The 18,219-nt window shown below is 42.1% G+C and carries 19 protein-coding genes and 2 pseudogenes; 18 read left to right on the top strand and 3 right to left on the bottom strand.

Features of this window, described 5'->3' with window-relative positions; genetic code table 11:
* The first annotated feature begins 154 nt into the window (after positions 1–154).
* The 9 genes and pseudogenes from QVP90_RS18485 to QVP90_RS18445 form a co-directional block, all read left to right on the top strand.
* Positions 155–655 (top strand): DMP19 family protein, encoded by a 501-nt coding sequence (locus QVP90_RS18485; RefSeq protein WP_021937242.1) that lies wholly within the window; start codon positions 155–157, stop codon positions 653–655.
* Positions 656–856: 201 nt separating this feature from the next.
* Entirely contained in the window at positions 857–1,069 is a 213-nt protein-coding gene (locus tag QVP90_RS18480; protein ID WP_021937241.1) for a hypothetical protein, read from the top strand.
* A 55-nt stretch (positions 1,070–1,124) separates the two neighbouring features.
* Positions 1,125–1,703, top strand: coding sequence for a hypothetical protein (locus QVP90_RS18475; protein ID WP_021937240.1), 579 nt, complete (start codon positions 1,125–1,127; stop codon positions 1,701–1,703).
* Positions 1,704–1,735: 32 nt separating this feature from the next.
* Complete coding sequence (locus QVP90_RS18470; protein WP_044093961.1) at positions 1,736–2,281, top strand: Yip1 family protein; 546 nt, start codon at positions 1,736–1,738, stop codon at positions 2,279–2,281.
* A 7-nt stretch (positions 2,282–2,288) separates the two neighbouring features.
* Positions 2,289–2,741: an SsrA-binding protein gene (smpB, locus tag QVP90_RS18465; RefSeq protein ID WP_005923872.1), complete on the top strand. Its 453-nt coding sequence runs from the start codon at positions 2,289–2,291 to the stop codon at positions 2,739–2,741.
* A gap of 83 nt (positions 2,742–2,824) precedes the next feature.
* Positions 2,825–5,590: a methionine synthase gene (gene metH / locus QVP90_RS18460; protein ID WP_021937239.1), complete on the top strand. Its 2,766-nt coding sequence runs from the start codon at positions 2,825–2,827 to the stop codon at positions 5,588–5,590.
* 11 nt (positions 5,591–5,601) lie between these two features.
* Positions 5,602–6,195 (top strand): nitroreductase family protein, encoded by a 594-nt coding sequence (locus QVP90_RS18455; protein ID WP_007480409.1) that lies wholly within the window; start codon positions 5,602–5,604, stop codon positions 6,193–6,195.
* A 90-nt stretch (positions 6,196–6,285) separates the two neighbouring features.
* Positions 6,286–6,664: pseudogene (locus tag QVP90_RS18450) on the top strand (TolC family protein); the annotation flags it as partial.
* A pseudogene (locus QVP90_RS18445) lies at positions 6,660–6,922 on the top strand (helix-turn-helix domain-containing protein); the annotation flags it as partial. The pseudogenes QVP90_RS18450 and QVP90_RS18445, both read left to right, overlap by 5 nt.
* Positions 6,923–6,933: 11 nt before the next feature.
* Here the strand turns inward: QVP90_RS18445 and QVP90_RS18440 are convergent.
* Positions 6,934–8,325, bottom strand: coding sequence for a transglycosylase SLT domain-containing protein (locus QVP90_RS18440; RefSeq protein WP_021937238.1), 1,392 nt, complete (start codon positions 8,323–8,325; stop codon positions 6,934–6,936).
* Positions 8,326–8,327: 2 nt separating this feature from the next.
* Positions 8,328–8,936 (bottom strand): uridine kinase, encoded by a 609-nt coding sequence (udk, locus tag QVP90_RS18435; protein ID WP_005923864.1) that lies wholly within the window; start codon positions 8,934–8,936, stop codon positions 8,328–8,330.
* 102 nt (positions 8,937–9,038) lie between these two features.
* On the opposite strand from udk, the gene QVP90_RS18430 reads away from it, so the two are divergent.
* Together QVP90_RS18430 and QVP90_RS18425 are read left to right on the top strand one after the other, a co-directional pair.
* Positions 9,039–9,341: a Dabb family protein gene (locus tag QVP90_RS18430; RefSeq protein ID WP_005923862.1), complete on the top strand. Its 303-nt coding sequence runs from the start codon at positions 9,039–9,041 to the stop codon at positions 9,339–9,341.
* A gap of 49 nt (positions 9,342–9,390) precedes the next feature.
* Entirely contained in the window at positions 9,391–11,427 is a 2,037-nt protein-coding gene (locus tag QVP90_RS18425; protein ID WP_007480411.1) for a protein-disulfide reductase DsbD family protein, read from the top strand.
* A gap of 89 nt (positions 11,428–11,516) precedes the next feature.
* Here QVP90_RS18425 and QVP90_RS18420 read toward each other — a convergent pair whose 3' ends face one another.
* Complete coding sequence (locus QVP90_RS18420) at positions 11,517–12,224, bottom strand: pirin family protein (protein WP_025819386.1); 708 nt, start codon at positions 12,222–12,224, stop codon at positions 11,517–11,519.
* Between the two features lie 173 nt (positions 12,225–12,397).
* Between QVP90_RS18420 and QVP90_RS18415 the strand changes: the two genes are divergently transcribed.
* The 7 genes from QVP90_RS18415 to hisC all read left to right on the top strand — a co-directional run.
* A complete protein-coding gene (locus QVP90_RS18415) occupies positions 12,398–13,051 on the top strand; it encodes a DUF2490 domain-containing protein (protein ID WP_021937237.1) in 654 nt (217 codons plus the stop codon).
* Positions 13,052–13,157: 106 nt separating this feature from the next.
* Positions 13,158–13,391: a hypothetical protein gene (locus tag QVP90_RS18410; RefSeq protein ID WP_021937236.1), complete on the top strand. Its 234-nt coding sequence runs from the start codon at positions 13,158–13,160 to the stop codon at positions 13,389–13,391.
* The gene (locus tag QVP90_RS18405; protein WP_021937235.1) at positions 13,376–13,621 is read left to right on the top strand and encodes a yD repeat (Two copies); all 246 of its coding nucleotides are present in this window, start codon (positions 13,376–13,378) and stop codon (positions 13,619–13,621) included. Before QVP90_RS18410 ends, QVP90_RS18405 begins: the two co-directional genes overlap by 16 nt.
* 71 nt (positions 13,622–13,692) lie before the next feature.
* Positions 13,693–14,184 (top strand): PaaI family thioesterase, encoded by a 492-nt coding sequence (locus tag QVP90_RS18400; RefSeq protein ID WP_005923846.1) that lies wholly within the window; start codon positions 13,693–13,695, stop codon positions 14,182–14,184.
* A 265-nt stretch (positions 14,185–14,449) separates the two neighbouring features.
* On the top strand, positions 14,450–15,307 hold the full coding sequence (gene hisG / locus QVP90_RS18395) for an ATP phosphoribosyltransferase (RefSeq protein WP_021937234.1): 858 nt from the start codon (positions 14,450–14,452) through the stop codon (positions 15,305–15,307).
* Positions 15,308–15,862: 555 nt separating this feature from the next.
* Entirely contained in the window at positions 15,863–17,155 is a 1,293-nt protein-coding gene (gene hisD, locus QVP90_RS18390; RefSeq protein WP_021937233.1) for a histidinol dehydrogenase, read from the top strand.
* Positions 17,156–17,163: 8 nt separating this feature from the next.
* On the top strand, positions 17,164–18,219 hold a 1,056-nt coding region (gene hisC / locus QVP90_RS18385), incomplete at its 3' end, for a histidinol-phosphate transaminase (RefSeq protein ID WP_288204912.1).

Below are 18,219 nucleotides of genomic sequence, written 5' to 3'. Positions count from 1 at the left end.
TGGTACCACCTACCTATTACACACACAAACAAACATAATATATATGTTCTCAAACCATACATTTATATATACTTGAAAATAGTAGTTGTCAAAAAGGGGTTTCTTTAATAAAGTTCGTAACTTTGCAACATTAATATAAATAGTAAATAGAATTATGATAGAATTGTCAGATGCGGTCTTGCAAAAAGCGGCAGGTGAGGGAATGGATGAGTTTATCCAAGTGTTTACCGATAAATATAAAGAAGCGATAGGAGGTGAGCTGACTGCCGGAACAATGGCTTTGCTTACGGGTGAGCAACATTCGTTATTGGCTTATCAGATATTCCGTGATGAGATTATGGTAGGCGGTTTCTGTCAATTGATTCAGAATGGATATGGTGGTTATATTTTTGATAATCCCTTTGCTAAAGTAATGCGTTTATGGGGGGCGGAAGAGTTTTCTAAGCTTGTCTATCGGGCAAAGAAAATTTATGATGCCCATCGTGAAGATCTTGAAAAAGAGCGTACCGAAGATGAATTCATGGCAATGTATGAACAGTATGAAGCTTTTGATGAGCTGGAAGAAGAGTATTTTGAAATGGAGGAACAGGTGACGGTAATCATTGCAAGTTATGTAGATGAACATTTAGAACTGTTTGGAGAGATAATAAAGTGATGTAAAAGGCTGTTCTTTATTTCTTCGTATAATCATAATTTAGGTGTTAAAAATAAAGATATGCTATTTAGTCCATCCGATTTATACAAGAAAGTGAGTTTGGAGAAATAATTAAATAACCGGTGCAGTATTTTTTAAGTCTCTGCATTTACTAATTGTGAATTAGAATTTATATCTTTGCAAACTCTAAAAAATAGATTTATGAAACAAGTGAAAGTTTTGGTATTGACCCTGATTGTTTTAATGGGTATTGGTTTTACTTCTTGTATGAATTCAGATGATAATTATACTCCTATATGGCAAGGACCGGTGGAGGTTATTTCTTCTGTTTACGGAGGCACTTATTTTAAAATAGGTGAACTTAAAATACAACCTACTACTACTTCATTAATGGCTGGGGGGGGGGGTTTTTAATTTTTTTCTTTTTTCTGTCGAGGAAACTTATAAATTTGATCCTTCTTCCACCAAGATGGCCTATATTGCTTGCACTTATTCCAATGATGAAGCGAGTGGAAATTCGGGAGCAACCAATACGTTGAAAAATGTAACTTTAAATTATGCTGTATCGTTAGATGGTACGGTGGAGAGTGTAGCAGAAAAAGGAGCCTCCAATGATTCTGTTGCTACAGCTCCTATCATACGTGTTACCAACGTGATGAGCTCTTCTTCCACGAGTGAAGAAAATTTCTATATTTTGGATAATCGTTATCTTTTTGCTGGAATATCATATTATGTTCAGGAAAAGCAGCATTCGTTTACATTGGTAAACTATCCTAATGAGGAGGTTGAGGATGGTGTTATTAAGTTTTATTTGCGTCATGGTGGAACACCTGAAAAAGATGGTGTTACTTTGATTTCTGCAAATGTGGCAGGTACTTATCCGTATTTATATTACAAGAGCTTTGATCTTGCGAATTATTTGCCTACTTTGCCGGGAAAAGAAGTGAAGATTATTGTTGAGGTTGATGAGAACACTGTCAATAACAAGTTGGATGATGAAAGAACTAAGAAGAGAGAGTATTCTCTTACTTATAAAGTAGAGGAATAATATTGAATTACAAAGAATTATTTAAGATATCGATGTCATTGATTTCCTCTCCGGCCAAGGCCTGGGAGGAAATTCGTTTGGAAGAGGATAGGCGAAAGGTTTTCGGAGCTTTTGTCTATCCTATGATTGGTTTATGTGGTCTTGCCGTATTTATAGGTTCTCTGTTGGTCAACGGTTGGGGTGGTCCGCAAAGTTTTCAGATAGCTATGACGCAGTGTTGTGCAGTGGCAGTGGCATTGTTCGGCGGTTATTTTCTGGCTGCATATGCCATCAATCAATTACGGGTACAAATGTTCGGGATGTCCGACGATGTTCCTTTGACCCAACAATTTGCCGGATATGCATTGGTAGTCACTTTCCTGCTTAAAATAATTACCGGTTTGTTGCCGGATTTCAGTATTATCGGTTGGTTATTGCAGTTTTATATCGTCTATGTGGTGTGGGAAGGTGTGCCGATTGTGATGCAAGTTGAAGAAAAGAATCGGTTACGATTCACCATTTTATCATCCCTGTTGTTAATACTGTGTCCGGCGGTGATTCAATTCGTGTTCAATAAGCTAACAGCAATATTAAATTAAGAAACAAATGAAACTGGCTCCTGTAAATATAAAGAATAAACGTGCTACATTCGACTATGAACTGATTGATACTTATACGGCAGGTATTGTGCTTACCGGAACGGAAATCAAATCCATCCGTATGGGAAAGGCAAGTCTGGTAGATACGTTTTGCTACTTTGCCAAAGGTGAGTTGTGGGTGAAGAATATGCACATCGCCGAGTATTTCTATGGCTCGTACAATAATCATACAGCTCGTAGAGACAGGAAGCTGTTACTTAATAAAAAAGAGTTGAAGAAACTCGAACGCGGCACCAAGGAAACCGGCTTTACTATTGTACCGGTTCGTATGTTCGTCAATGAAAAAGGATTGGCTAAAGTTGTGGTAGCTTTGGCAAAAGGTAAAAAGCAGTATGATAAACGTGAATCTCTGAAAGAAAAAGATGACCGTCGCGATATGGACAGAATGTTCAAAAGGTGAAGATTGTGATTTAGTGGTAAGTGATTAGTGATGGTGATTAGCGATAGACGGTGAGTGATAAAGTAGACAGGTGATAAATAGAGATGGATAAAATAACTATTCCGCAATTGGTATCCCAGCGTATCCTTATATTGGATGGGGCGATGGGTACCATGATTCAGCAATACAACTTAAAAGAAGAAGATTTTCGCGGCGAGCGTTTCGCGCATATTCCCGGGCAGTTGAAAGGGAATAATGATTTGCTTTGTCTTACTCGTCCGGATGTGATTCAGGATATTCATCGTAAATATCTTGAAGCCGGTGCCGATATTATTGAAACAAATACTTTCAGTTCGACCACAGTCTCTATGGCCGATTATCATGTAGAGCAGTATGTACGTGAAATAAATTTGGCAGCTGTAAAACTGGCCCGTGAGGTGGCTGATGAATATACGGCTAAAAATCCGCAAAAGCCTCGTTTTGTAGCTGGTTCTGTGGGACCTACCAATAAGACTTGTTCTATGAGCCCGGATGTGAATAATCCGGCTTTCCGCGCTTTGAGTTACGATGAATTGGCCGATGCCTACCAGCAACAGATGGAAGCTATGCTCGAAGGTGGAGTGGATGCGATTCTGATTGAAACGATTTTCGACACGTTGAATGCTAAAGCGGCTGTTTATGCAGCCGAACAAGCTATAAAGATAACAGGGGTCGAAGTACCCATAATGCTTTCTGTTACTGTTTCCGATACAGGTGGACGTACGCTTTCCGGTCAGACGCTGGATGCTTTTTTAGCTTCTGTGCAACATGCCAATATTTTCTCTGTCGGATTAAATTGTTCGTTTGGTGCGAGGCAGTTGAAACCTTTCCTTGAACAACTGGCTGCCCGTGCTCCTTATTATATCAGTGCTTATCCGAATGCCGGACTTCCCAATAGTTTGGGGCAGTATGACCAGAGCCCGGCTGATATGGCCCATGAAGTCAAAGAATATATCCATGAAGGTTTGATTAATATCATTGGTGGCTGTTGTGGCACTACCGATGCATACATTGCCGAATATCCGGCTTTAATAGAAGGAGCCCGCCCACATGTGCCGGTTCGGAAACCGGAGTGTCTTTGGCTTTCCGGGCTTGAACTTCTGGAAGTAAAGCCCGAGATAAATTTTGTGAATATCGGTGAACGTTGTAATGTGGCCGGTTCGCGTAAATTTCTGCGTCTGATTAATGAGAAGAAATATGACGAAGCACTTTCCATTGCCCGTCAGCAAGTGGAAGACGGTGCGCTGATTATCGATGTGAATATGGATGACGGTTTGCTGGATGCTCGTCAGGAAATGACTACTTTCCTCAATCTGATAGCTTCCGAACCGGAGATAGCCCGTGTTCCTGTGATGATCGACTCTTCTAAATGGGAAGTTATTGAAGCCGGTTTGAAATGCCTTCAAGGCAAATCGGTGGTAAACTCTATCTCTTTGAAAGAAGGTGAGGAGAAATTTCTGGAACATGCCCGTATTATCAGGCAATATGGTGCTGCTGCCGTAGTGATGGCATTTGATGAAAAAGGTCAGGCAGATACTGCTGCCCGTAAGATAGAGGTCTGCGAACGGGCTTATCGGCTATTGGTGGATAAAGTCGGTTTTAATCCGCAGGATATTATTTTTGATCCGAATGTTTTGGCTGTAGCTACCGGTATCGAAGAGCATAATAATTATGCAGTCGATTTTATCAATGCGACGGGCTGGATACGGAAGAATCTCCCCGGTGCGCATGTGAGTGGCGGTGTTAGTAATCTCTCGTTCTCTTTCCGAGGGAATAATTATATTCGTGAAGCAATGCACGCCGTGTTCCTTTATCATGCTATCCAGCAGGGAATGGATATGGGAATTGTCAATCCGGCTACTTCTGTTCTGTATACGGATATTGCTGCTGATGTGCTCGAAAAGATAGAGGATGTCGTTCTTAACCGTCGTCCGGATGCTGCCGAGCGTTTGATCGAACTTGCCGAAGCATTGAAGGCCGGTAAGGGCACGGACGCACAGTTGTCGACTTCCAACTCTCAATTGTCCGTTCATCAGGCTTGGCGCGACGGAACAGTACAAGAACGCTTGCAACATGCATTGATCAAAGGGATAGGTGATTTTCTGGAAGAGGATCTTGCGGAAGCATTACCGTTGTATGAAAAGGCGGTCGATGTGATAGAGGGCCCTTTAATGGATGGGATGAATCATGTAGGCGAGTTGTTCGGAGCGGGGAAAATGTTTTTACCTCAGGTTGTGAAAACGGCGCGTACGATGAAAAAAGCAGTGGCTATTTTACAGCCGATTATTGAATCGGAGAAACAGGAAGGAGCTTCCTCTGCCGGTAAGGTGTTGCTGGCTACTGTAAAAGGAGACGTGCACGACATCGGTAAGAACATAGTATCTGTGGTGATGGCTTGTAACGGTTATGATATTGTAGATTTAGGAGTAATGGTGCCCGCCGAAACCATTGTACAGCATGCTATTGAGGAAAAAGTAGATATGATTGGCCTGAGTGGGTTGATCACTCCCTCTTTGGAAGAAATGGTTCACGTGGCTATGGAATTGGAAAAGGCCGGTTTGGATATTCCTTTGTTAATAGGTGGTGCTACGACTTCAAAGATGCATACCGCTTTGAAGATTGCTCCTGTTTATCATGCTCCGGTCGTTCATTTGAAAGACGCTTCTCAAAATGCCGGTGTAGCGGCGCGTCTGCTTAATCCGAAAACAAAGGAAGAGTTGGCGATAGAACTGACGAAAGAATATGAAGAATTGCGTGATAAGAGTGGAATGATGCGTCGTGAAACAGTGTCGCTCGAGGAAGCGCAAAAGAATAAACTGAATCTGTTTTAATTGATATAAGTATGAAAAAGATCTGTTTCTTATTATTGCCGGTGGCGGTTCTGTTGGCAAGTGTCATCTCTTGTTCTTCTGCTCCGCAAAACTCGGAGTCTGCTTCTGCTAACGCTGCTTTGGATAATATTTTTGCGCGTAAGAGTGTGCGTACTTATTTGAATAAAGGAGTTGAAAAGGAAAAGATCGACTTGATGCTCCGCGCCGGTATGGCTGCCCCTTCTGGTAAAGATCTGCGTCCTTGGGAGTTCTATGTTATAACCGAACGTGCTTCTCTCGATTCTATGGCTGCGGCTTTGCCCTATGCTAAGATGCTTACTGAGGCCCGTTATGCCATTGTGGTTTGCGGTGATTCCACCCGTTCTTCTTATTGGTATCTGGATTGTTCGGCTGCCGCGCAGAATATTCTTTTAGCTGCTGAAAGTTTGGGGTTGGGTGCTGTGTGGACTGCGGCATATCCTTATGAAGACCGTATGGAGGTAGTGCGCAAGTATATTGCTCTTCCCGAGAATATTCTTCCGCTTTGTGTCATTCCTTTCGGATATCCTGCGGTGCAGCAGCAACCGAAACAAAAGTATGATGAAAAGAAAATACACTATCAATAAATTCCACCTAAAGGAAAGATATAAACAGGTGGCTGTTTGCTGACCTTAAGAACATTTTCCATTTTGGAAATACGAATAGATATTTTACCTATGTTTTTCTACCTGTCGGTTACGAGTGCCAGCGCACAAGAAACACTGACACTTGAGAACTGTCTTGAGATGGGTATAGAAAATAATCCGTCTTTATAGAGTAAGCGCAATGAGATACAGAAAGGCAGATATGGCATTTCTGAAAACTGCGCTAAGCTACTTCCACAAATTAACGGTTTTGCCAATTACAATGACAATATCGATCCCTCCGTATCCGTAACCGACGGTTCTGCTTACGGTACGCCTTACAACGTAACCCATACTTTGCGGTATGGTCCAATGTAGGGTTACAGTTGCAGATGTCACTTTATAACCAGACTCTTTATATTACTTCATCCTGCAAATTTGTAAAATGTATTATCTGGGTCAAGTTACTGCAGCTTCTTGGATTAACATATCGGATATGCTCCGTCTACAACCGAAAACTGATGAATCTGAAAACCTCTGTCGGACATAAGTATGAGATATTTATCAGGCTGATTCAACTGATATCCGAAAAAGCATTTCGCTACTTAAAAACACTCAAAAAAGCATTCAGGAAATTTCTGATTTTTTTAACTTTCCGAATGCTTCTTATTTTGGCACATTTTTCAAAAAACAGACAGGACAGTCACCACAGCAATACCGCAAGGGATAGTTTTTGAGCGATTATTCTTTTATTTTCTTTTTATACGATTCGTATCTTGATATGATATCTCTTACGAAATTGTATGTTTCTATTCCACGGAAATATCCGTTTTTACAGACCGGGTCGGTGAAATATTCTTCATTGCTTTTCAGCAGGATGTAGTTTTCGACGTTGTTGTTCCAGGTGTTTTTGTCTTTTCCGTACTTGTCGGCCAAGGCAATGGCATCGTAGATATGCCCTAAACCGGCGTTATAGGACGCCAGGATAAATTTGATACGTTCTTCTTTATCGGGAATCGCGCTGAGGCTTCTGTCTGTTAGTTTGATGTATTTTACTGCTGCTTTGATGCTCTCTTCCGGATTTTGTTCTTTACCGGGTGGCACTCCCATAGCCCGTGCTGTTTGCGGCATTAACTGCATCAATCCTCTGGCTCCTGCCCAAGATACGGCTGTCGTATCGAAATTCGATTCCGTATAGGCTAATGAGGCCAGTAAACGCCAGTCCCAGTCAATCTCTTTGGAATACTTCTTAAATAAATTGTCGTAATGGGAAATTTTTCCTTCACGGAGCGAGAGGATGGGGGAGTGGGGAACCGATTTGCTGATTTCAAAGTATCGTTTCGTGCTCGCCGTATAAGCCGGTGAGGTCATATTCTCTTCGTGCCATTTATCTGCTGCTGCCGCCAGTTGCGGGCAATCTTTGCGTACAGCCCATGATGCTCGCTGGTCGAAGCTGATGGAAAGCTTGATATTGAGATTGGGATAGTAAGTGGTGTTCAGCCTGGCCAGGTCGTTATCAGCTACCGTATAAGGTATTTTCCCTTGTGCTACTTGTGTGATCAGATCCTCCGCCGTGATGCTGTCGCCCGTCACTTTGTGTATTTGTATGCCGCCTCCCAATTCATTGTTCAGATTGACAAGCCGGTCGTAATATTTACCGGGCTTTACATATACTTCTTTGCCGATGAGTTCTGTGACGTCTGTTATCGGTTTTGTTTTGCCATTGTTCCGTTGTACGATTACCTGATGTGTAATCACTTCCTCTCCACAATAAATGAGGCTGTCTTTCCATTCTTTGGTGATGGGCAGGTTATAGGCAATCAGATCTCCTTCACCGGATAATAGTTTTTGGATCAGTTCAGACACGTTCCGTGCTACTTCAACACGCAGTTTAACTCCTAAGCTTTTGGCAAATTGCTCGCTTAATTCATATTGGAATCCCATTTCCTGTCCACGGTAAATGAAATAAGTAGTCGAACTGTATAACGTTAGTACCACCAGCTCTCCACTGTCTTTAATCTGGGTCAAATCATAGGCTCCTGTCTCTTCTGCCGGATGATGTCTGTGTTTACAGGCCAATATGGAGAAAAGAATAATGAAAAAGACGGGCAATATAGAGCGCCGGGCCGTCATGTCTATCCTAAGTGTTTCTTGATATACATGGTCAGGATATCGATTGCCACTTCATTGTTGCCTCCTTCGGGTACGATAAGGTCGGCGTATCTTTTACAAGGTTCGATGAACTGTTGATGCATCGGTTTCAATACACGTGTATAACGTTCCATCACGGCTTCAGCCGTCCGTCCGCGTTCCACCACATCCCGTTGAATGACGCGTATCAGGCGTTCATCCGGATCGGCATCTACAAATATTTTGAGGTCCATCATATTGCGTAGTTTTTTATCGCAAAGGGCAAGAATTCCTTCGATGATAACTACTTCACGCGGTTCGATATGGATTGTTTCCGGCTGACGGGTACAAGTGAGGTATGAATAGGTAGGTTGCTCGATGCTCTTGCCTTCTTTTAGCATCGAGACATGCTTCGAGAGCAGGCTCCATTCAAAAGCGTCCGGATGGTCGAAATTGATATTTTGGCGCTCTTCCACAGGTACATGACTACTATCTTTATAATACGAATCCTGGGGGAGCAGTACTACTTCACCGGCAGGGAGACTTTCAATTATTTTCCGTACGACGGTGGTCTTTCCTGAGCCCGTTCCGCCTGCTATTCCTATTATTAACATCTGTTGATAGTGTATATTTGAAACAAATAGAGTAATTTTGCATTGAAATAAATGCAGCTTCGGCTGACAAATATATAAACAATAAATTAAAATAGCAACGTTATGGTAAAACACATTGTATTATTTAAGTTAAAGGATGAAGTTCCGGAAACTGATAAACTTGTTGTAATGAATAAATTTAAAGAAGCGATAGAGGCTCTGCCTGCAAAAATATCCGTTATTCGTAAGATTGAAGTGGGACTGAATATGAACCCGGGAGAATCTTGGCATATTGCATTGTATAGTGAATTTGACAACCTGGATGATGTAAAATTCTATGCCACTCATCCCGATCATGTGGCTGCCGGTAAGATTATTGCCGAAGCAAAGGAAAGCCGTTCGTGCGTAGACTATGAAATAGTTTAATGAACCGGATCGCTTTTCCGACTGTTATAATAAGAAAAACGAATAGAGAATGAGAAAAGTATGTTCTTTTTTGTTGCTGATGTTCGTCGTTTTGGCGGCTCATGCGCAGATCCAAGATCCCGTAAAGTTTAAGACAGAACTGAAAACCCTGTCTGATACGGAGGGAGAGATTATTTTTACCGGTACTATTGATAGGGGATGGCATGTCTATTCCACTGATTTAGGAGATGGTGGCCCTATTTCTGCTACATTTAATGTGGATAAGATGACCGGTGCAGAGCTTGTAGGCAAGTTGAAACCTGTGGGGAAGGAAGTTTCGACATTCGATAAGCTCTTTGAAATGAAAGTCCGTTATTTTGAAAATACCGCGCAATTTGTTCAAAAGATAAAGTTTACCGCCGGTACTTACGATATGGACGGATATCTGGAGTATGGAGCTTGTGACGATGAAAGTTGCCTTCCGCCTACTCAGGTTCCATTTCACTTTTCCGGTAAGGCTGAAGGTGATTTTTCTAAAGAAGCTGTAGCCGCTCCACAGTCCGGGACTCAGCCTGCACCGCAACAAGCTACTGTGAAAACCGTTACGGATACTGCTTCTGTTGCAACCATCGGTGGGGCGGACGGAACAACCGGAATAAATGTTTCCGATGGAGAAATCGACCTTTGGAAACCGGTAATCAACGAGCTACAGAGTTTAGGTGAAGAGCATTCCCAAGATGATATGTCCTGGATTTATATTTTTATTACCGGATTTTTAGGGGGATTGCTTGCTTTGTTCACTCCTTGTGTATGGCCTATTATTCCCATGACTGTGAGTTTCTTTTTGAAACGCAGTAAAGACAAGAAAAAAGGCATCCGTGATGCATGGACATATGGGGCATCCATTGTTGTTATTTATGTGACTTTGGGATTGGCCATTACAGCTATTTTTGGAGCGAGTGCATTGAATGCCTTGTCTACCAATGCTGTGTTCAACATCCTTTTCTGTCTGATGTTGATTGTTTTTGCAGCCTCTTTCTTTGGTGCTTTCGAGATAACTTTACCCTCCAAATGGAGCAATGCGGTGGATAGTAAAGCGGAGTCGACCGGTGGTTTGATAAGCATCTTCCTGATGGCATTTACGCTCTCTTTGGTCTCTTTTTCTTGTACCGGTCCGATTATCGGTTTCCTGTTGGTACAGGTTTCTACCACGGGTAGTGTTGTTGCTCCTGCCATCGGTATGTTGGGGTTTGCCATTGCTTTGGCGTTGCCGTTTACTTTGTTTGCTTTGTTCCCGTCTTGGTTGAAGTCTATGCCGAAGTCAGGAGGATGGATGAATGTGATTAAGGTTACTCTCGGTTTCCTTGAACTGGCCTTCGCTTTGAAATTCTTGTCGGTTGCCGATCTTGCTTATGGTTGGAGAATTCTTGATCGTGAAACGTTTTTAGCTTTATGGATTGTGATCTTTGCACTGCTCGGTTTCTATCTGTTAGGGAAAATCAAGTTTCCTCATGATGATGATAGTAATAAGATAGGTGTGACGCGTTTCTTCATGGCATTGGTTTCGCTTGCATTTGCGGTTTATATGGTTCCCGGCTTGTGGGGAGCGCCATTGAAAGCTGTCAGTGCATTTGCGCCGCCTATGAAGACACAGGATTTTAATCTATACACCAATGAGGTACATGCCAAGTTTGATGATTATGATTTGGGAATGGAATATGCAAGATTGCATAATAAACCTGTCATGCTCGATTTTACCGGTTATGGATGCGTAAATTGCCGTAAGATGGAACTTGCCGTATGGACGGATCCTACGGTTAGCAAAATAATCAATGACGACTATGTGCTGATTACCCTGTATGTTGATAATAAAACTCCTCTTACCAAGCCGGTAAAGATTGTGGAAAATGGAACTGAGCGTACTTTACGTACGGTAGGTGATAAGTGGAGTTATCTGCAACGTGTCAAGTTCGGTGCCAATGCCCAGCCGTTTTATGTTCTTCTGGATAACGAAGGAAAACCTCTGAATAAGTCTTATGCCTATAACGAGGATATTCCTAAATATATCGAATTCTTGAGAACCGGTTTGGAAAATTATCGTAAATAACCGACCGATACCCCAATACGTTAATGTGCCAATTGTTGCGCTATGTTTTACGCATCAATTGGCACATTGGCATATTATCCTGTCATTATTTATCTCATTGGCACTTCCATCAATAAAAGAGTAGTCTCTTTAGTAATCTTTATCTGGAATTCTTTGGTGTCCCAAATTCCGATACCGTCACGTTTTGACAGGTGATCGCCGTCTACTTCTATTTCACCTTCAATGACAAACATATATACTCCGTTTCCTTCTTGATGCATTTTGTAATCAATCGTTTGTCCGGCATCGAAGCTACCCATTGAAAACCAGGCGTCTTGTTTGATAGATGCCGGAGTTTCACCGTTGGGAGAAATGATCACTGCCAATTTGTTTTTCTTCAGTAGCGGGCGTATATCGAAATTATTATACTCGGGTTTAGTGTTTTCCACTCTTGGAAATACCCAGATTTGCAAAAACTCCAATTGTTCTTTATCGCTTCCGTTGTATTCACTGTGAAAAATACCGCTTCCGGTACTCATAACCTGAATATCTCCCGGAGTGATCGTTTTAGTGTTTTGCACGCTGTCACCATGTCTTAGATAACCCTTTAGAGGGATGGATATTACCTCCATATTTTTGTGCGGATGAGTATCGAATCCCATAGACGGATCGACACTGTCGTCATTTAACACTCGTAAAGCACCAAAATGTATTCTTTCGGGATTATAATAATTAGCGAAACTGAATGTATGGTGGGTTTTTAACCAACCGTGGTTGAAATAACCTCTTGAAGCAGCTTTATCTATTACTTTTTTCATATTAATTCCTTTCTTTAAATAGTTTATACTAATAACAAATAAAGTAAGGATAAAGTTTTTACAAGTAAACTGATGATTTCTCTTTTGGAGAAGACAGACAACTAATCGCATGTATTTCAGAATGATTTCAAAATTATTGCCATATCTTTGCATAATTATGAAGATAAATTAAGATGGTGAATAAGAAAATAGCAAAAAAAGGAAGTTGGATCATATTTCTATTGTGTTGTATCTTCGGAGAATTGCATGCACAAGATGATTTTACTACCTGGACGAGTCTGAAAATCGCTCATCGCCCTGTGTCCGGACTTACGATAGCCGGAAAGTTCGAATTGCGTACAAAAGATTCCATGAAGTCATTTGACCGTTGGGGATTTGCTGCGGAAGCTAACTATCAGATATTCTCTTTTTTGAAAGCAGAAGCCGGTTATGAAATTCATCATCGGGACAGAGGAAATGAAGGATGGAAATTCAGACATCGATATCGTGTAGGAGCAACAGGAAGTGTAAAATGGCAACATTTCAATTTTTCACTTCGCGAGCGTTTTCAACAGACTTTTTCCAATGGGAACGTTGAAAGTCATTTGCGCTCAAGGTTGAAAGCAGGCTATAGTCCGCAAAGAGGGATCGTTTCTCCTTATTTTTCTATCGAACTGTATCAGGCAATTGGGGATGCTGCCTTTTGGGATGTGGCACGCATGCGCTATAGGCCCGGTGTGGAGATTGATATTACTGACAGATGGTCACTGGATGTGTTTTATTGCTATCAGTATGAGCCGGATAAAAAGAAGCATATTGCAGGCGTGGAGTGTAGTTTTACATTCTGATAATATACTTTTAATACGGACGATAGTACTGTTTTCAAGATAATCGTTTATATTTGTGACTCTTCAATGCCGTTTTGAGTGGCGGACTTTATATAAATGATACAATATGAAAAATCAAATATGCTCATGTAAGAGGGCCTTTCTCCTCTTGTTTCTTCTACTTTTGGGGATGCCTTCTTTTGCACAAGTGCAACAAGAAGTACCTCTTTTTAAATCTACCCGTACCTTTGTGCATAAAGCGGTCCGGAAAGATACGGCATGGACTCCCGGTGCTATTGTCGATCAGATTTACTTTGCCGATACGATAAACAGGGACGAATATCGGTGGAGAATTTATTAAATCCGGACGGTAGTGCCAAAACAAAACTGATCTATGTATATGATAAAAACAACCGGATAAGAGAAGAGATAACCGTTTCGGTAAAACAACAAGGAATTCAGCGGATTTATCGGTACAGTTATGACGAACAGGGACGGGTAGATGGTAAGACGGTATTGGATGCTGACCGGAATATCGTTCTGAAAGATACAATTATAATGATGAATATGGCAATTGGAAGACAAGGGTGAAGTTCATAAACGACGTTCCGGTGCTGTATGAAGAACGTGAATATGTATATTATAAATAAAAAAACAGGGATATGAAAAAGATTATCAACCCGTGGAAGGGTTTGGAAGGTTATAATTGCTTCGGTTGTGCTCCTAACAATGAAGCAGGTGTTAAGATGGAATTTTATGAAGATGGAGATGAGGTAGTAAGTATTTGGAAGCCACGTCCGGAATATCAGGGCTGGATAGATACGCTGCATGGAGGTATCCAGTCGGTATTGCTGGATGAGATTTGCGCTTGGGTGATTCTTCGGAAACTGCAAACTACCGGGGTGACTTCTAAAATGGAGACACGCTATCGCAAGTCGATCAGTACAAAAGACTCCCATGTGGTATTGCGGGCCTCTATTCGTGAGATAAAGCGCAACATTGTTTTGGTAGATGCAAAACTTTACAATGAAGCCGGTGAGCTTTGTACGGAAGCGCTTTGTACGTATTTCACGTTCTCTCAGGAGAAGTCGAAAAACGAGATGCACTTTTTGGCGTGCGATGTAGAACCGGAAGAGATTCTTCCTTTAATTTGAAATTAAAATCGAACTTTTTGTGATAAATGTTTGGTGGTTTGAATGGAATGCTATACTTTTGTCGCTGTAAAGAATGAAAATATGAAATATACAACTACACATCATCATCATCATTTTTCGATCGAATAACTCGGTGGGCGTGTATGATATTGTGTATATATGATATAGAAAACGAGGCTTGCCGGTGAGGTAAGCCTTTTTTTATTATCGTAAATAGAAGTTCTTTTCAATCGTGAATAGTAATCGTTAAATAGTAAATGAAATTATGTGTTTATTAAGAATCGCAGTACAGGCCAAAGGGCGTTTGTTTGAAGAAACGATGGCACTTTTGGAAGAATCAGACATTAAATTGAGTACGACTAAACGTACGTTGTTGGTACAGTCGTCTAATTTTCCCGTAGAAGTGTTGTTCTTGAGGGATGACGATATTCCTCAGTCGGTAGCTACCGGTGTGGCTGATTTGGGAATTGTGGGAGAGAATGAGTTTGTTGAAAAAGGGGAAGACGCAGAAGTCATCAAACGTCTCGGATTCAGTAAATGCCGTTTGTCGCTGGCAATGCCGAAGGATATCGATTATCCCGGTGTGGAATGGTTTAATGGCAAGAAGATTGCAACCTCTTATCCTGTGATTCTGGAGAATTACATGAAAACGAAAGGGGTGAATGCGGAAGTACATGTCATTACCGGTTCGGTAGAGGTGGCTCCGGGTATCGGGTTGGCTGATGCTATTTTTGATATTGTCAGCTCCGGTTCTACTTTGGTCAGCAATCGCTTGAAAGAGGTGGAAGTGGTGATGAAATCGGAAGCGCTGTTGATAGGTAATAAGAATATGTGCGATGAGAAAAAGGAAATTCTGAACGAGCTGTTGTTCCGTATGAATGCTGTGAAAACGGCGGAAGATAAGAAATATGTATTGATGAATGCCCCGAAAGATAAATTGGAGGAGATCGTGGCGGTGCTTCCAGGAATGAAAAGTCCGACAGTAATGCCGTTGGCACAAGAAGGTTGGTGCTCGGTACATACGGTGCTCGACGAGAAACGTTTTTGGGAGATCATCGGAAAACTGAAGGCACTGGGGGCTGAGGGGATATTGGTGTTGCCGATAGAGAAAATGATATTGTGATGTACTTTTCTTTTGTCTTGATACAAAAGAAAAGATACCAAAAGAAAAAATCAAGGCTGCATTTTCTCTCCTACTCACTTCCTCCGTTTCGCTAAAGGGGCTCGAACTCGCTTCGCTCAGACAATCGCCCCTTTCTGACGCTCCACTGCGGGCGTTCGCTTGACGGAGAGAAAATGAGGCCCCTACGGAAATTCCCGAACTATGGTCGGAAGAATGGAAAAGTATTCTTGATTATGGAAAAATAGGAATGAGTTGAGAAAATGTGTGAATTAATCAGAGTATGGATTAGTAGGAATATGAATAGTATTTCGAAATGTCTTTGTAAGATATGCATATACATCCTATTTCCATCCGAATGGTTCCCCCGGCCTCATTTCCGTAGCGTCAAACGGAACGTAGGTAAAAAGCGTAAGAAGGGGCGATTGTCTGAGCGTAGCGAGTTCGAGCCCCTTTAGCTTTTTACCGCAGTGCAGTAGCGTAGGAAATGCAGCCTTGATTTTTTCTTTGGTTCTTTCTTTTGTATCAAGACAAAAGAAAGAATAATATAATAATAAGATGAAAGTAATAAAATATCCTTCAAAAGAGAAGTGGGCGGAGATATTGAGACGTCCCGCGCTCAATACGGAAAGTCTGTTTGATACTGTACGTGGCATTATCGACCGCGTGCGGACAGAGGGCGATAAGGCGGTGATAGAGTATGAAGCCACTTTCGATAAGGCGGAGTTGACATCACTTGCGGTGACGAATGAAGAATTGGAAGAAGGGGTGGCTTTGGTTAGTGAAGAATTGAAAGCCGCCATCTCTTTGGCAAAGCAGAATATTGAACGTTTTCATGCGGCACAAAAGTTCGTAGGTAAGAAAGTAGAGACAATGCCGGGCGTGACTTGTTGGCAAAAGGCGGTAGGTATTGAGAAAGTGGGATTGTATATTCCGGGAGGAACGGCTCCTTTGTTTTCTACCGTATTGATGCTGGCAGTTCCGGCTAAGATTGCCGGTTGCAAAGACATTATTCTTTGTACACCTCCCGATAGCAAAGGAAAAATACATCCGGCTATCCTTTTTGCTGCACGGTTGGCGGGAGTGGATAGAATATTCAAAGCCGGTGGTGTGCAGGCTATTGCAGCTATGGCCTATGGAACGGAAAGTATACCGAAAGTTTATAAGATTTTCGGACCGGGAAATCAGTATGTGACTGCTGCCAAACAGTTGGTCAGCCTGCGTGATGTCGCTATCGATATGCCTGCCGGACCTTCGGAAGTAGAGGTGCTGGCTGATGATTCGGCAAATCCGGTATTTGTGGCTGCGGATCTACTTTCGCAGGCAGAACATGGAGTTGATAGCCAGGCAATATTGATTACGACTTCTGAGCGACTGCAGGCTGCCGTAGTGGAGGAAGTGGAAAGGCAATTGGCCGAATTGCCTCGTCGTGAAATCGCAGAGAAGTCACTTGCTGACAGTAAATTGATTCTGGTCAATGACATGGATGAAGCGGTAGAGCTGACCAATGAATATGCTCCGGAGCATTTAATCGTAGAGACATCAGACTATATGGAAGTGGCAGAACGCGTAGTGAATGCCGGTTCTGTCTTTTTAGGATCGTTCTCTCCGGAGAGCGCAGGGGATTATGCATCAGGAACCAATCACACGCTGCCTACTAATGGTTATGCAAAGGCATATAGCGGTGTAAGTCTGGATAGTTTTATCCGTAAGATCACTTTTCAGGAAATTTGTTCTGATGGTATGAAAGCTATCGGTCCGGCTATTGAAACGATGGCTGCCAATGAGCAGTTGGATGCTCATAAGAATGCCGTAACCGTCCGTCTGAGAAATATTAATCATAAATCATAAACATTCACATGAAAACCTTGCAAGAACTAACCCGCACCAATATTTGGAAGCTGAAGCCTTATTCTTCGGCACGGGATGAATATAAGGGGGCTGCTGCTTCCGTATTTCTGGACGCTAATGAGAATCCGTATAATCTTCCACACAACCGGTATCCCGATCCGTTGCAGTGTGATTTGAAAAAAGAGCTGGCCAGGATCAAAAAAGTCGATTCCGAACATATCTTTTTGGGAAATGGCAGTGATGAGGCTATCGATCTTGTTTTTCGTGCTTTCTGTGAACCGGGTGAAGACAATGTGGTAGCTATCGATCCCACTTATGGCATGTATCAGGTTTGTGCAGATGTGAATAATGTGGAGTACCGGAAAGTTCTGCTTGATGAGGATTTTCAATTCTCTGCCGATAAATTGCTGGCAGCAACCGATGAACATACCAAATTGATTTTTCTCTGTTCTCCTAATAATCCGACAGGCAATGATTTGCTGCGTACGGAGATCGAAAAGGTTTTGAACCACTTTGAAGGGTTGGTAGTTCTTGACGAGGCTTATAATGATTTCTCTGAGGCTCCTTCTTTCCTTGCCAATCTGAAGGAATATCCTAACTTGGTGGTGCTCCAGACTTTCTCCAAAGCATGGGGATGTGCAGCTATCCGTTTGGGGATGGCTTTTGCTTCCGTCGATATTATTAATATCCTGAATAAAATCAAGTATCCGTATAACGTGAATGACTTGACCCAGAAACAGGGGATGCAGATGTTGCATAAACACGATGAGATAGAACGTTGGGTGAAAATGTTGAAGGAGGAACGGGAGTATTTGGAAGACGCTTTTACCGGCTTGCCTTGTGTCTTAAAAGTGTTTCCTTCGGATGCCAACTTTTTCTTGGCACGCGTGACGGATGCTGTAAAAATTTACAATTATCTGGTAGGCGAGGGAATCATTGTCCGTAATCGCCATAATATCTCGCTTTGCTGTAATTGCCTTCGTGTAACTGTTGGTACGCGTATGGAGAACGACAAATTGCTGGAAGCGTTGAAAAGAATGGGGCCTCTCCCCAGCCCTCTCCGT

This window comes from Bacteroides sp. CAG:189 (assembly GCF_000432295.1).
GTDB lineage: Bacteria > Bacteroidota > Bacteroidia > Bacteroidales > Bacteroidaceae > Bacteroides > Bacteroides salyersiae.
The sequence above is the reverse complement of the archived record's forward strand: the minus strand, read 5'-3'. Positions and strand labels throughout refer to the sequence as shown.